General features: G+C 60.4%; 12 protein-coding genes. 7 read left to right on the plus strand and 5 right to left on the minus strand.

Features of this window, described 5'->3' with window-relative positions; genetic code table 11:
* The first annotated feature begins 189 nt into the window (after positions 1 to 189).
* The 6 genes from HL671_RS22750 to HL671_RS38445 all read left to right on the plus strand — a co-directional run bounded on the left by HL671_RS22750 (position 190) and on the right by HL671_RS38445 (position 6,390).
* A complete protein-coding gene (locus HL671_RS22750; protein WP_172238823.1) occupies positions 190 to 849 on the plus strand; it encodes a Spy/CpxP family protein refolding chaperone in 660 nt (219 codons plus the stop codon).
* A 432-nt stretch (positions 850 to 1,281) separates the two neighbouring features.
* Positions 1,282 to 2,997 carry a 2Fe-2S iron-sulfur cluster-binding protein gene (locus HL671_RS22755; protein WP_246579422.1) on the plus strand — a complete coding sequence of 572 codons (1,716 nt, stop codon included), beginning with the start codon at positions 1,282 to 1,284 and terminating at the stop codon, positions 2,995 to 2,997.
* 1 nt (position 2,998) lies between these two features.
* Positions 2,999 to 3,703 carry an iron reductase gene (locus HL671_RS22760; protein WP_172238829.1) on the plus strand — a complete coding sequence of 235 codons (705 nt, stop codon included), beginning with the start codon at positions 2,999 to 3,001 and terminating at the stop codon, positions 3,701 to 3,703.
* Positions 3,700 to 4,476 (plus strand): cytochrome c3 family protein, encoded by a 777-nt coding sequence (locus tag HL671_RS22765; RefSeq protein WP_172238832.1) that lies wholly within the window; start codon positions 3,700 to 3,702, stop codon positions 4,474 to 4,476. The genes HL671_RS22760 and HL671_RS22765 overlap by 4 nt, the downstream gene beginning before the upstream one ends.
* A gap of 193 nt (positions 4,477 to 4,669) precedes the next feature.
* On the plus strand, positions 4,670 to 5,260 hold the full coding sequence (locus HL671_RS22770) for a peroxidase-related enzyme (protein ID WP_172238835.1): 591 nt from the start codon (positions 4,670 to 4,672) through the stop codon (positions 5,258 to 5,260).
* 431 nt (positions 5,261 to 5,691) lie between these two features.
* Entirely contained in the window at positions 5,692 to 6,390 is a 699-nt protein-coding gene (locus HL671_RS38445; protein ID WP_246579423.1) for a Spy/CpxP family protein refolding chaperone, read from the plus strand.
* Positions 6,391 to 6,450: 60 nt separating this feature from the next.
* Here the strand turns inward: HL671_RS38445 and HL671_RS22780 are convergent, their stop codons facing one another.
* Genes HL671_RS22780 through HL671_RS22790 form a run of 3 tightly spaced genes read right to left on the minus strand, consistent with a single transcriptional unit; the run spans position 6,451 to position 10,243 of the window.
* Complete coding sequence (locus tag HL671_RS22780) at positions 6,451 to 7,353, minus strand: ribose-phosphate pyrophosphokinase (RefSeq protein ID WP_172238838.1); 903 nt, start codon at positions 7,351 to 7,353, stop codon at positions 6,451 to 6,453.
* Positions 7,350 to 8,882 carry a thymidine phosphorylase family protein gene (locus HL671_RS22785; RefSeq protein WP_172238841.1) on the minus strand — a complete coding sequence of 511 codons (1,533 nt, stop codon included), beginning with the start codon at positions 8,880 to 8,882 and terminating at the stop codon, positions 7,350 to 7,352. Before HL671_RS22785 ends, HL671_RS22780 begins: the two co-directional genes overlap by 4 nt.
* A complete protein-coding gene (locus HL671_RS22790) occupies positions 8,879 to 10,243 on the minus strand; it encodes an MBL fold metallo-hydrolase (protein WP_172238844.1) in 1,365 nt (454 codons plus the stop codon). Before HL671_RS22790 ends, HL671_RS22785 begins: the two co-directional genes overlap by 4 nt.
* Positions 10,244 to 10,535: 292 nt before the next feature.
* Between HL671_RS22790 and HL671_RS22795 the strand changes: the two genes are divergently transcribed.
* Positions 10,536 to 11,069, plus strand: coding sequence for a VTT domain-containing protein (locus HL671_RS22795; protein ID WP_172238847.1), 534 nt, complete (start codon positions 10,536 to 10,538; stop codon positions 11,067 to 11,069).
* Positions 11,070 to 11,362: 293 nt separating this feature from the next.
* On the opposite strand, the gene HL671_RS22800 is transcribed toward HL671_RS22795, so the two are convergent.
* Positions 11,363 to 12,145, minus strand: a complete 783-nt coding sequence (locus HL671_RS22800; protein WP_172238850.1) for a copper resistance protein B — start codon at positions 12,143 to 12,145, stop codon at positions 11,363 to 11,365.
* Between the two features lie 9 nt (positions 12,146 to 12,154).
* On the minus strand, positions 12,155 to 14,212 hold the full coding sequence (locus HL671_RS22805) for a multicopper oxidase domain-containing protein (RefSeq protein ID WP_172238853.1): 2,058 nt from the start codon (positions 14,210 to 14,212) through the stop codon (positions 12,155 to 12,157).
* Positions 14,213 to 14,308: the final 96 nt, after the last annotated feature.

Consider the following 14,308-nt stretch of genomic DNA (forward strand, 5'->3'; position numbering starts at 1 on the left):
CCTTGATTCATATCACCCGCAAGCGAATACAAGGGCGTCACCCATCCACGGGCGTCGATGCTTAAGCAATCATTAGCGACAGACCCGTTTCGGTTTTTGACCCAAATCAAATCTCTAGGCGTCCCTCGGGTTAGGATTTGCGGATCGCCGCTACGGCTCTTCGATCCGACGCATGCATGGAGAAATAGTATGAGCACCTTCCGCACTCTATTGGGCCTCGCATCTGCGCTGGCGATCCTTGCTGCACCACATGCCGGCAATTCGGCAAACGGCCAAACCCCGTCCCGGCTCCTTCTTGCGATGGACGACATGAAGCCGATGCAGCCAGATCCGATGGGGAAGCCAGGCAGCATGAATCCGCCGGCAGGTCAGCCTCAAAAGGCGGGACAGGACCGTATGATGATGGACGATCGCATGAAGCCACCTGCGCAAATGCAGGAGAACGGCATGATGACGATGATGGAGAAGATGATGCGGAGCCATATGGGCTCGATGCCGGGGATGGGTGCCACCTCCGGCACAACGGACGTCACGGAGCGTATCGAGGGAAGGATCGCCTTTCTGAAGGCAGAGATGCAGATCACCGATAAGCAGATGGCCGATTGGAATGCTTTGGCGGACTCCCTACGGTCGGGACGGCAGCATCTGGTCGATGCCCGCAAGCTCCTCGTCATGGACGACAAGACGAATTCCGCAGACCGGATCGAGCATTATGAGCGCCACCTGGCCGAACGCCTTGAGGCGGTGAGGTCGGCCCGAACGGCATTTACCAGGCTTTATCCCACGCTGAATGAAGCTCAAAAACAGACCGCCGATACGATCCTGCTGCCGCTGATCGCCACGTTCTGATAAAACCGGCGGGTGCAGTCCATGCCAGACCAAGTGGCGCGCATCCTATTGGCAGCGGGCATCCTAATCGCATGGGTCCATCCGGCCCTCAGTCATCTCAAGCAAACTGGCAACAGCGCTCCGGATATTACTTCGGCGGCGTCGAGCCTCCCATCGCGCTGGATCGGAACAGGCGGACCCCTTAACGATGATCCACACAGAGCGGTCATAGCGCAGGCCCCTGATGGGCATTCTGAGCACCACCCCAAGGGCGGGGCGAGCACTCCCGACACACCTACGATATCGCCGCCAGCCACCCCGCCGACTCCGCAGAGCAATTCACCTGTAGGCAGCCCGAGCCCGGCTCAGTCGATGCCCGGAATGGGCTCGAGTGCCCCCGGCGCGGGTGGCGCCATGGGCGGAATGATGGGCGGGTGCATGGGTGCGGGATGCATGGGCGCCTCGCGCAAGGAATTCTACGCGTCGCTGATGGCGATGCCGAACCTCTCTCCGGAACAGCGCCAACGCATCGAAGCACAGGCGCGCGCCTGGATCAACGCGGGGACCGAGGAGATAGCCAGTGCTGAAAACGCACTTCGCCATGCGAACGCCGCAGGAGACAGCGTAGGTGCCGAACAGGCCACCTCGCGCATGCGCGACGCGTTGGCTCAGGTGAAGAGCGGCAACACGATCCTTCGATCGCTCTCCGAGGGAAAGCCGCCGCGGCAAATCGCGCTGGATTGGTTCAAGGGAGAGATGAACCTGGCGCCGGATACGGTGATACAGGATCCCGTCGGCCCCCTCGGTCTATCTTGGTTTCACCTGGTCACGATGGCGCTGGTGACGGCGTTCGCGGCGGCCATGCTGGCGATTTATCTTTCCCGAATGCGCCGTGCGAACGCATTGATCGATCGGCTGACAGGCGCTCGACCCGCTCCGGGTACATCGGCTCCTGCCGTACCAGCAGTTCCAACGGCTGGCTCCCCCGCAGCCGGCGCGTCCGGCGTTGCCGCCGCCGATCCGGCATCGTCAAAGGCGACGGTTGCGCCCGCCAGTTCACCTCGCACCGGGCTGTGGAAGGGGCAACTGAGGGTCGCAGCCATATTCCGCGAAACTCCGCAGGTGAAGACGTTTCGGCTGAGGGACCCCCAGGGAGGACCGATTCCGTTCTCCTTCGCCCCGGGTCAGTTCTTGACGTATTCGGCCGATATCGACGGCAAGCGCGTCAGGCGGTCCTACACTATCGCCTCTTCTGCCGCCCAAACCGCTTACGTGGAGACCACGATCAAACGTGAAGAGAAGGGCGTCTTCTCCGAATTCATGCACGACCAGATTTCCGAAGGAGACCTCATCGATGTGATAGCGCCTTCCGGCGTTTTCACTTTCACCGGCGTGGAATCTGACAGCGTCGTACTGATCGGCGGCGGTGTGGGCATCACGCCGCTGATGGCCGCAATCCGTTACCTCGCAGACACTTGTTGGAACGGCGAGATCTATCTTGTCTATGGGGCCCGGTCGACCGAGGAGTTCATCTTCCGCGACGAGCTCGAGCATCGCCAGCGGAAAATGCACAATCTGCACGTGGCGGCGACGATGGCGCGCAGCGCCGGCACCTCCTGGATGGGGGCCGAAGGCCCGATCAACAGAGAATTCCTGATCCAGTCGGTACCCGACATCGCTAAGCGCCGTGTCCATCTGTGCGGTCCGCCAGGCATGATGCAAGCAATGAGGAAACTTCTGGCTGATCTCGCGATACCTTCGGCGCAGGTTAAGACGGAAGCCTTCGGTCCCGCTTTGGGCGCGGTGCCCCCTCCGGGCTTCACGGAGGTCGCCGGAATCCGCGAGGTCTCCGGTGCCGCCGGGACGGTGAGCGCACCACCCATTGGAGTGTCGGCGATCGGCCCGGCTACCGCCTCGCTCCGGTTTGCGAAATCGGACAAGGTCGTCCCGCTGCCGCCGGACAAGAGCGTGCTAGAGATCGCCGAATCCATTGGCGTTCCCATCGATTATTCCTGCCGCGTCGGGGTCTGCGGCGTTTGCAAGACCAAGCTTCTCGAAGGCAATGTGACCATGGAGGTCGAGGAGGCCTTGACGCCGGAGGACAAGGCGAACGGCATCATCCTGGCCTGCCAGGCAAAATCGATCGGCAATCTGGTCGTCGAGGCTTGATATGAGCGAGAACGAACGCGTGACCGTTGGCGCGGTCCTCACCGCCCTGCTCTTTCTGGTGCCGGCGTTCGTTCTCCATAGCTCGCCGCGCTTTGCCGGCAGCCTGTCGGGCTTCGTGCTTGGCGCCGCTGCGGCCGCCCTGATGCTGTCCTTGTTGGTCTATCCGGTCGCCAAGTACAGCATGTCCTTCAGATCGCTGATTGCGCGGCTTGCATCGATGCGGGCGCTACTCGCCTTTCACGTCTACGCCGGCGTCTTCGGCGCCTTTCTGGCCATTCTTCACACCGGGCATAATTATCAGAGCCCGCTCGGCATCGCGCTCGTTGTCAGCATGCTCCTGGTGGTCGTCACCGGATTGGTCGGCCGATACTATCTGCCCCAGACGTCGATCGAGCTGCGTGAGCAGCAATCTCGGCTGGCAACCTTGCGAACTGCATATGATCGGACGGCAGTTGCTCTTTCAGATAAACAATCCTCCGATGCCGAAGGGCCGCCCTTCCGCGATTCGGTTCCGCAGGGTGTGCCCATCCTAAGACTTGTGGAAGGCATAGCCGATCTCGAATACGCCATCGGATCGCGCGAGATGGTAAAGCGAATGTTCATGCCGTGGATCGTCGCCCATGTGACCACTGCAATCCTGATGTATCTACTGTTAGCGCTTCACGTCGCCGGCGAGATCTACTACGGGCTGCGGTGGATATCGTGACGAAGGCTGGCCTTTGGTACGCGGTGCTGATCACGATCGCCTTCGTTGGCGGCGCGGCAACCATAGTTTCCCTCTATCAATCCGGATCTGCGTCGATTCCGCGTTGGCAGGCCTTCTTCCTGCCCGGCCCCCTCTCCGAAAAGCACCGCTTCCTGGCAGGAAACTGCGAATCATGTCACGCGCCGACGCGAGGCGTAGAGGCAGCCGCTTGCATTGGCTGCCATTCGACGGCCGCTGCCGACCTCGCCAAGCAACCGACCGCATTTCATGCCGACGTTCAGGACTGCCGCGGATGTCATGTGGAGCACGCCGGTGCCATCCGTCCGATCAAGATGGACCACGCCGCGCTACTTGGAATTGGTTCACATCTGAAATCGGGCGAGCAGAGCCATCCGAGCGTGCCCCGCCAGATGGTCGACGACTTGAAGGGTTTTCTCGGATTGCCTGTATCACGGCTGGCAGAAAAGACCGGGCTGGACTGCGCAAGCTGTCACAGCAACCGCGAGCCGCATCGGGATCTGTTCGGCCGGGAATGCGCCAACTGTCATGAGACCGGTAGTTGGCGAATTGCAGGGTTCCTGCACCCGTCCCCGGCTTCCAAGGACTGCGCGCAATGCCATCAGGCGCCGCCAAGCCACTACATGATGCACTTCCAGATGATGGACAAAGGTGTCACCGGCCAGGAGCATGCACAGGTCAACCAGTGCTTCCTGTGCCATCGGACGGATTCGTGGAATGACATCAAGGGCGTCGGCTGGTTCAAGCATCACTGAGTAGATCAGCTCAAATTCAAGAACGCGGCTTGAGGCAGGTCAAAGCACAGCGACGTCGTAAGTGGTAAGTAACATTGCGGTCAAGAGAGTTGCAATCAAGCTGAAGAACTCTCGACGCTTCCGGTGCCCACTTCTTCCAGGCGGCCGACTTGTTGCAGGCATTGTGAAGCATCCGAAAACAAAGGATCCCGCCATGCAAGACCACCCGGTCAGCCGGTTTCCCGTGCCAAGCGTTGACGAATTACCCGACGACATACGGTTGCGGATTGTCAACGTACAGGAAAAACTCGGCTTTATTCCGAACGTGTTTCTGACCTTGGCACACCGCCCAGACGAATTCCGCGCCTTCTTTGCTTATTTCGATGCGCTGATGATGCCGAAAGCCAGTGGGCTGACCAAGACAGAGCGGGAAATGATCGTTGTGGCCACCACCGCGATAAACCACTGCGTTTATTGCGTAGCGCATCATGGCGCTATCTTGAGACTTCGTGCCAAAAACGCACAAATCGCGGACCCAGTGGCTCTCAATTACCGCAGGGCAGATCTGTCACCGCGGGAGCTTGCGATGCTAGACTTCGCCGTGAAAGTGGCGACCACCTCTCACGCACTGTGTAATGAGGACTTTGAAGCGCTGCTTGAGCACGGTTTCAGTGATGAAGACACTTGGGACATTGGCGCAATAACGGCGTTTTTTGCTCATGGCAGCCGGATGGCCAACTTAACCATGCGCCCCAATGCCGAGTTTTACGCGCTAGGCCGCAGCAAGCCCGAACAACATCATTAACTGCAATAGGGACATGACGGGGCGCGGACGAATCTGCACAGAATCAGTATGGGTACGGCCTAACCTGACTGTTTCAAGTGGCAACGAGCTCTAAGGGTGCGGCTCGCGCATCACCGAACATCTCGGTGCGATGAAGCCAAGCCCCTGCGGCCCCCTCGGAGTTTCAATACGGGAAAGGCTGTTGACCAGTCCATCCCACGTGGCGGCCTTCTGCGCCGACGACATCTTGGTTCCGATCAGTCGCGTGGCCCGACTCCTCCTCAGAGCCCTCGGCCTCTTCGAAAGGCCAGCCTGCCGCCGCGGTGGCGCCGGCTGCCCGCCCCGGCTCGGCTCTATCCTCGTCGGATCCTCCTTTTGTTTCATTTTTTGACTTGCGTCAAAGCAGGTGACGCTGCCTTCACCATGATGCCCTGACTCAAGGAGACCACGCCATGCAACGGATCGCCGAGACGACGCTGACCTATCGCCTATTCACCATCCCGACCGCGTTTCTCGTTCTGGTATTGGGCGGGTTTGTCAATACCGTGCAAGCCGCACCCTCCGCTGCGGGAGCACGGGAAACGGGCGTGTTGCTGGCGATGATGGATGACATGGACAAGATGGGCGGCGCCGCCGCCACTCAACCAGCCGCCCCCATGAGCGGTACAGGTGCCATGAGTGGCGGGAATGGCGGTATGTGCTGCATGGGCTCGATGGGGAAGGCACCGGGGCCGGACGGCGCCATGGCCATGCCATCCGCTCTGCCCGGTTTTCCCGGCGCCTCACACCTCTACCACGTCGGGGCCAGCGGCTTCTTCGTTGACTATGCCGTCAAAATTGGATTGACGGTCGAACAATCGACGTTGTTGAACGGGATCAAGCAGCGCTCGCTCATCGATCAGTCGGCCGCCAAGCGGAAGGCCGAGGAAGCCGAACAGGCGCTGTGGATGCTTACTGCCGCCGACCAACCGGACACGGCCGCCATCGAAGCAAAGGTGCGGGAAATCGAAAAGATCAAATCGGACGCAAGACTCGTATTCATACGCGCAGTCGGCGAAGCTGCCAACGTACTCACCGCCGAACAGCGAAAGATGGTCCTCGGCATGATGCCGATGCCGGGCAGCGCCTCCATGAAGAAGATGGAAAGATAATTTGGACGCGTTGAGCCATCGTGTGTTCGCGATCCGTCCGGGCGCGGGTGGCGTCCCGCACTACAGGCGAGGCTGAACGCTCTCGATTGCCTTAATCGCATCCCCCAGTAGGGGCCCAATATCGATTTCGCTCCTCCCGGTACCGACGCTGTTCGTCGTCACGACCCGAGCGCCAGCGCCGACGAGCAGTTCATCGGAGTGGTCCGCGAACAATCCGTGGACGGCGATGCAGACCGGCGGTGGCCAGCCCTGCCCTGCAAGCAACCGAACGGCCTCGATCATCGTGCGTCCGCTCGAAATGATGTCGTCGACGAGCACGGCCGTGCGTCCCTGCCAAGCCTCGAGATTTCGAAGCGTAATCCGGACGTCCCGGTCCCCATGACGAACCTTCTCCAAAACACAATAGGGTGCTGCGGCGTCGCTTGCCACTGCCGCAACCCACTGTTCGCTCTCGCTGTCCGGACCGATGATGAGGGGCTTCTCGATGTTCGCCTTGACCCACTTCGAAATCAGCGGTGCCGCGTGAACGACGCGCGTAGGTATCGAGTAAATCTCGCTCAGATCGCCGTACCGGTGAAGATGCGGGTCGATGGTCACCATCCAGTCGAATGCCTCGGAGATAAGGCGCGCCACCTGCCGGGACGTCACCGCCTCACCGGCATTGAAGCGGCGGTCCTGTCGCATATAGGCCAGGTAAGGAGCGACCAACCCCACCTTCGACGCGCCAAGCTCGCGCGCGGTCGCGGCGGCAAAGATGAGGGGAAGAATTTTTTCGTCCGGATGCGCCAGCGTGCAGACGATCGCGACGGATCGCTTGTTGAGATCGGTGGCAAAGCGAAGATAGGTTTCTCCGTCCGGAAATTGCCGCGTGTTCAATTTCCCCGTTTCGCAATCAAGCTGGTCGGCAAGTTCCGTCGTCAACCGCTCGTTGCCCGGCATCGAAAATAGCAGAGTTGGGGTCATCGCTCCTGGACCGTGATGATGTCGGGGTTCGCAGCGGCATAGTCCATGGCGTAGGCAAGCTCGCCTCGCGCTTCGGCGTGGACCGTGCACAGAGGCTGTCCGGTCGAGACGATGTCGCCCGGCCTCACGTGAAGTTCGATGCCAGCCGCCTTCGCTTCGGGCGCACCGGCCAATTTTGCCAACTTCGCGATCTTGCGGTTGTCCATCAAGTCCACGCGTCCGGTTCGTTCCGCAGCGAGTGGCTGGCGATGGCTAGAGCTCGGCGGCGTGCGCATGCCGCCCTGCGCCTCGCAGATCCTTTGAAATTTCTCCCACGCGCGGCCATCGTCGAGCGTTTGAGCGGCCATTGCTGCTCCTCGCCCGTCCTCGGCCAAACCGCCCAGCTCGATCAGCGCACCGGCGAGGGCGACGGCCCGGTTCCGAAGATCGCGCGGTGCTGCTGGCAGACGTTGGAGAACAGCCAAAACATCGTTGGCTTCCAGCGCCGGCCCTATGCCGCGGCCGATGGGTTCGGTGCCGTCCCCGGCAATCACCCTTGCTTTGATCCCGAACGCGCCGGCAACGGTGACCAGCCCGGCTGACAAGGCGTCGGCCGCTTCCCGGCTCCTGACCTTGGCAGTCGGCCCCACCGGCATATCGAGAATGAGGTGCGTCGAGCCGGCGGCGATCTTTTTGGACAGGACCGATGCTATCATTTGGCCCTCGGAGTCCAGGTCGAGGGCGCGTTCGATTCGGATCAGGATGTCGTCAGCGGGGCTGAGCCTTATCGCGCCGCCCCAGACGATGCATCCTCCTTCTCGTTCGACCACCCGATGAATGTCCGGAATGGCCAAGTCCACCGGCGCCATGGTTTCCATGGTGTCGGCCGTGCCTGCCGGCGACGTAATGGCGCGAGACGACGTTTTCGGCATCGTCAGCCCGAGGGCCGCGATGATGGGCACGATGATCGGAGTGGTCCGGTTTCCGGGGAGCCCGCCCACGGAATGCTTGTCGAGCACGATCTCCGCATTCCAGGACAGCCGATCGCCCACGTCCACCATCGCCTTGGTCAGTCCGAGAACCTCGCCGTGGTCGAGAGGACGCGCAGCGCATGCAGTGATGAACGACGAGAGGTGAATGTCGGAATACTTTCCGTTGACGATGTCCGCAGTGACGGAAAGCAGCGCCTCGGCGCTCAGACCGTTTCCGTAGATCCGGCTTCTGATGTGGCTCAGCGATGCCAGCGGATCCGGATGGCTGATCGCGATGGTGTCTCCGTCGGTCAGCTCGAGCCGGCCCCAAGCCGAGTCGGACAATGCGGCCTCGTCATGAGCGATCAGATCGTTAGTGACCTGATACAGTGTGGCGATGACATGGCGTTCTCCGGCTCGCAGCAGAAGCCGATTGTGCGCGACAAATCCCTCCGACCGGCAGACCGCGCACTCCTTGTGCATGAAGATAACGGGTTCGAACTGCGTATCGACGCCCAGGCGACGGACGCGGAGTCGGTGCCCGTCGGACGCCCGCACGACCGGCCGAACTTCGCTCATGCCAGGTCTACCTGTTGGCCTTGATCGGGTATGATGCAGGCCCAACCCAATTCCTCTGCAATTCTCTTGCGTAAGGCGTCCGAGGCGCTGAACTCCCCATGGGTGATGAATGTCCTGCGTGGAGGGGTCTTGAAGCCCTTCAGCCATCTCAGGATTTCGTAGGCATCTGCGTGCGCGGAGAGCATCTCCAGGTTCGTTACCTCCGCACGAACCGGCACATATTGTCCATGGATTTTGATGCCGTCGACGCCGGCGACCATGGAAGCCCCCCTCGTTCCTCCGGCCTGGAAGCCAGCGAATAGAATCGTATTCCTACTATCCGGTGCGTAGCTTTTCAGATGATGCAGGACCCGGCCGCCGGTCGCCATACCGCTGGCCGAGATAATCACCTTTGGCATGGAGTTGGCCATGAGGGCTTTCGATTCTTCGACGCTTTGCACGTAGTGCGCGACGGCGCAGGAATCGCGGCATTCGCGCTCCGTAAGTCTATGATCAGCGACATGCCTGCAGAAGATCTTGCTTGCATCGACGGCCATCGGGCTGTCGAGAAATATCGGGATGTCCGGCAAGCGTCGGGAAGCCTTCAGACGGTGCAGGTGGAACAGGAGGCTTTGTGCTCGCCCCACCGCGAATGCTGGGATGATCACCGTTCCACCCCTTCCGGCCGTGCGACCGATGACTTCAGCAAGAGCATCCTCGGGATCCCTCGCTTCGTGCCGGCGATTTCCGTAGGTCGACTCCACGACAACGTAGTCGGCATTCGCAACCGCAACCGGATCGACCATGGTGGCGTCGCCGTAGCGGCCGAGATCGCCGGAGAAGAGAATGGTGTTGCCGTTCCAGTCAAGCTGGATGGAAGCCGCACCCAGGATATGACCCGATCGTCGAAGCAAGGCGGCCCCGCCTCCCGGGAGGTCCAGTGACTGCTCGAATTCGACCACCCTCAACTGCTTAAGAGAGCCCAAGGCGTCTTTCAAAGTGTAAAGCGGTAGCGCAGGCTTATGCTTGGAGAAGCCATGGCGATTTGCAAATTCCGCGTCCTTTTCCTGAAGGTAGCCGGAATCCGGCAACAGGATCGCGCATAGGTCCGCGGTTGCTGTGGAGCAGAAGACCGGCCCGCCAAAACCTTGCTTGACCAACAGCGGCAGATAGCCGGTGTGATCCAGATGAGCATGCGTGAGCAGAACCGCATTGATCTGACGGGGGTCTACCGGAAAGCGCGCCCAATTCCGCAGCCGCAACTCCTTGAAGCCTTGGAAAAGGCCGCAATCGATTAACAACCGATGATCGGCATTTTCGAGGAGGTATTTGGACCCCGTAACAGTGCCGGCTCCACCCAGGAACGACAATCGCAAAGTCACACTTGGCCTCCGGATACGCGAGTTAGTCAGCGTGACCTGCCGCAAAGAGAGACGCGAAGCCCCGTTGTCGTACAAGCCCTACGCCGACTATTCGTTGTTTCCTTGATGTGCATCAAAAATCCGTGGGGCGCTTTCGGCCATCTTGCGCGAGATACAAACCACAGGATGGCTTCTTTCTGGCTGATTTTCCCGGGAGCAGACCCATCATGGACGTCCTCGGGCTTCGCCTAGTTTCTGCGGTACTGCCAATCGCTCGCTCGCGAGGATCGTTCAAGGGACCGTAGGATCTCGAATGATCATGCACGCGATGACCAGGCGAGCGTTAGCTTACATTGTGTGGCAGGGAGAACGGCCTGAGTTTGCGCCTCTTCTGGGTGCTCTTTCGTTCCTGGCTACGATTACTCTCGCGGTGCCCGTAGAGTGGCTTGTCGTCGTTGGCACGCTAACTAACAGGCGACGTTGGCTCAGCGTTGCCGCATGCGCCGCGACGGGGAGTTCGCTCGCGGCGATCGGATTCTATTTTGCCTTCCATCACCTGGGCTGGAGCATGCTGGCGGAACGATACCCGGAATTGGCGGGTACGCGCGCCTGGCTACAGGCCTCCGACTGGATCTCGCGATACGGCCCGCTTGCACTGTTCGGGCTAATGGCGCTCCCGCTTCCGATTCCCAAGCTACCTATGCTCGCGGTGGCAGGCCTACATCGATTGCCGATCCAGGAGGTCGTCATCGCGATCTGGTCCGGGAAAATCATCAAGTATACTTTGTACGCGTACGTGGTGACCCGCTTTCCGAGAACCATCCATCGCATAGTTCACGCGACATGAGGCCGACTCGATTCTCATGGTCCGCAGGCACAGCGGCGGCTGTGTACGGCTTGCATCGAGCGTTCGCTCACCGGCGACGAGGCTTGTTGCGTCTATCTCCCCAATATGGAGGCTGAGGGGCGGACGCCGGCGGAATTGGCTGGCTATATGCGCCGGGGCCCACTTCGCTTGGCCAATACCTCTTGTCGGAAATTGTAGCGCCGGCTTCAGCGTTCGTGGATACAGCGAGGAGCGGCAATAGGAGCAAAATCGCGAACAGTCTCTTCATGCTGGTTTCCACTATCATGCCTCAATCACCACAGTAGCCGGACTCCGGCCACGAAATTTGCGCTCGACGGCTGCTTCTGATTGCGTAGTGCGATGGATGCGGTTTCACCCACCTTGCGATCCCAGCTCACGCCGATGTACGGAGCAACGTTGCGGGTGAACTCGTAGCGAAGCCGGGCACCCAGTTCGAAGTCCGTAAGGCCGCGCCCCAATTCCAGCTCTGGGACGGATTGCAGCTGCAGCCGCAAATCGACGCGCGGCTGCAGAATGAGGCGGTTGGTGATCAGAAGATCGTACCACCCCGTGAAGGATCCGGAGATTTCCCCCTTCTGGCTGATATACGCGTCGGCATCGATTTCAAAGAAGCCTGGCGCTAGACCTTCAATCCCGATGACAGCATAGGTACGCGAGGGTCTGGGCGAAACGTCGTGACGCACGCCGACCTGGAAGTCGAAGAAATAGCTGATCATCCTCGAATAGAGCGCCTGGAACCGGGCCTCGTCGAATCTTTGCGTGGGGCCGTCGAAGGCGCCCTCGGACTTGAAGAAGAACTTGTCGTAGTCGTTGCCGACAAATGCCTCCATATCCCAGCGGGCCCTGTCGTTCCCGCCTAAACCATTCCATTCGAGCTTGTCGAAGCGCATGCCGCCGAATAGCGCCTGGTCGGGGAAGCTTGTCGTGGGCGCGCTGCGTAATCCCGAATACGGTATTTCCCGAGAATAGGCTGGCCAGGTTTGAGCCATGGCGGCGTCACACAGTATGGCGGAGCCGAGAAGGCAGCCAGTCAACAAGGCGAGCAAGAATTTCATGCCGCCCTCCTATTTCAACGATGCGGTTTGGCGGACGACGTTGACCTGACGCATCATGCCGGTCTCCATGTGGTAGAGCAGATGGCAGTGAAACGCCCATGGCCCCTCGGCATCCGCGGGGATATCGACGTCCAGCGTCAAACCGGGCTTGATATTGACCGTATGTTTCTTTGGATTGCGCGCGCCGTTTCCGACCTCCGGCAACATCCACGTCCCGTGGATATGCATCGGATGGTTCATCATGGTTTCGTTGATGAAACGGAAGCGCGCACGCTCGCCGAAGCGCAGGACGATCGGCTCGGCTTCGCTGAACTTGCGTCCGTTGATCGACCAGAAGTACCGCTGCATGTTTCCGGTGAGCCGGATCTCGATGATGCGGTCGTACTGCTTGTACGGATAGGGATTTAGCGGCCGCAGATCACGATACGACAAGACCCTCGTCCCTGGGGGAGCGCCGGTGTCGTTGGCGATCGGATCGGGCATTGTCTGCTGCATCGAGGGCCCCACGTTCGGCATGTCTTCGCCGCCGTGAAGTACGTGCACCTGCGGGCCTTGCTGCACGCCGTCTGTGAGTGTCAGCGCGGTCCGGCTCTGGCGGCCTGACGAAGGTTTCGGAGCCATGCCGGGCATCGCGCCATGATCCATCGCCTGTTTTTCTTTCGGCATGGGCATCTGGTTTTGGCTGTTCATCCCGGGCATGCCGCCGTGATCCATTCCCGGCATCGGAGAAGCTTGAGGAGGCTTTCCGGTCTTGGCCTTCTCCCCTTGGCCCTTTCGGTCGGGGCTCGTCTTCGGCATGCTCATTGGCCGCTCCGACATCCCGCCGCCGTGCTGTGCCCCTCGTCGGGGACCGGCTCCGGACATGCCGCTCATGTCACCCATTCCCCCGATTGCCATCGCCACCGGATCTTCCGGTGCCACATGACCCGGCATGTCCTGCTCGGGACGAAGAGTTCCGCGGTTTCCGCCCTTCGGTCCGGGATTCATCGCCATGTCGGACATCTGCATGAGGGGACGCAGCCTATGCGGGGGCAATTCTCCGACCATGCCGGGTCGCGGCGCCAAGGTCGCACGCGCAAAGCCGGTGCGATCCATGGGCTCTCCGACAATGGCGTAGGCCCGATCTTCGGTGGGCTGCACGATAACGTCGTAGGTTTCCGCGACGGCGATCCGAAATTCATCCACTCGCACGGGCGCAACGTTGTTTCCGTCGGCCTGCACGACGGTCATCTTGAGGCCCGGGATCCGGACATCGAAATATGTCGTCGTGGAAGCGTTGATGAAACGCAGGCGGACACGTTCGCCAGGCTGGGCCAGCGCGGTGAAATTCCGCTCTGGCGATTGACCATTCACCAGGAACGTATAGCCGGCCACATCCGCAACGTCCGTCGGGTCCATGCGCATGAGGCCCCAGGCAACCCGACTATTGACGATCGCCTTTCGTGCCTCGTCATTAGGAGCGTTGCTAAGCTCCCGGATCAGGCCGACCAACGTTTGCCTGTTGTAATTGTACCAGCTGCTGTCGTTCTTGAGATTTCTGATGATGCGCGTCGGGTCTTCATCCGTCCAGTCCGAGAACATGATCACGTAGTCGCGGTCGTATTTGAAGGGGTCGCGCTGCCTCGGCTCCACGATGAGGGGGGCGTACATCCCGAGTTGTTCCTGCTCGCCGGACGAATGAGTATGGAACCAATATGTACCCGCTTGCCGGACCTTGAAGCGATAGGTGAACGTTTCGCCGGGCTTGATGCCGTCGCCGTAGCCCGGCGAAATGCCAGGTACGCCATCCATTTCGGGCGGTACGATCAGTCCGTGCCAATGGATCGAGATATTCTCATCAAGTCTGTTGCTGACATTGATGACCGCATCTTCGCCTTCACGGAGTCGCAGCACGGGCCCCGGTAGTTGTCCGTTGATGAGCATGCCGACACGTTCGCGTCCGGTGACATTCACGACATGGCGCTCGATGGTGATGTTGTGAGTACCGGCTACCGCCGAGACCGTTCCAGCGGTCAGGATCAGCAAGGAAACGAAGGTTTTGCCAGCCGTCCGCCATCGGTCATACATCGGAAGTGTGCCTTGTCGTTGCCTAGGGAATGGTGGTCAGCACTTTCGCGACCACCTTATGGGCAGGATGGAGCGAAAAATTTGATCTGCATCAAT

The organism is Bradyrhizobium denitrificans, from assembly GCF_013179005.1.
Classification (GTDB): Bacteria; Pseudomonadota; Alphaproteobacteria; order Rhizobiales; family Xanthobacteraceae; genus Bradyrhizobium; species Bradyrhizobium denitrificans.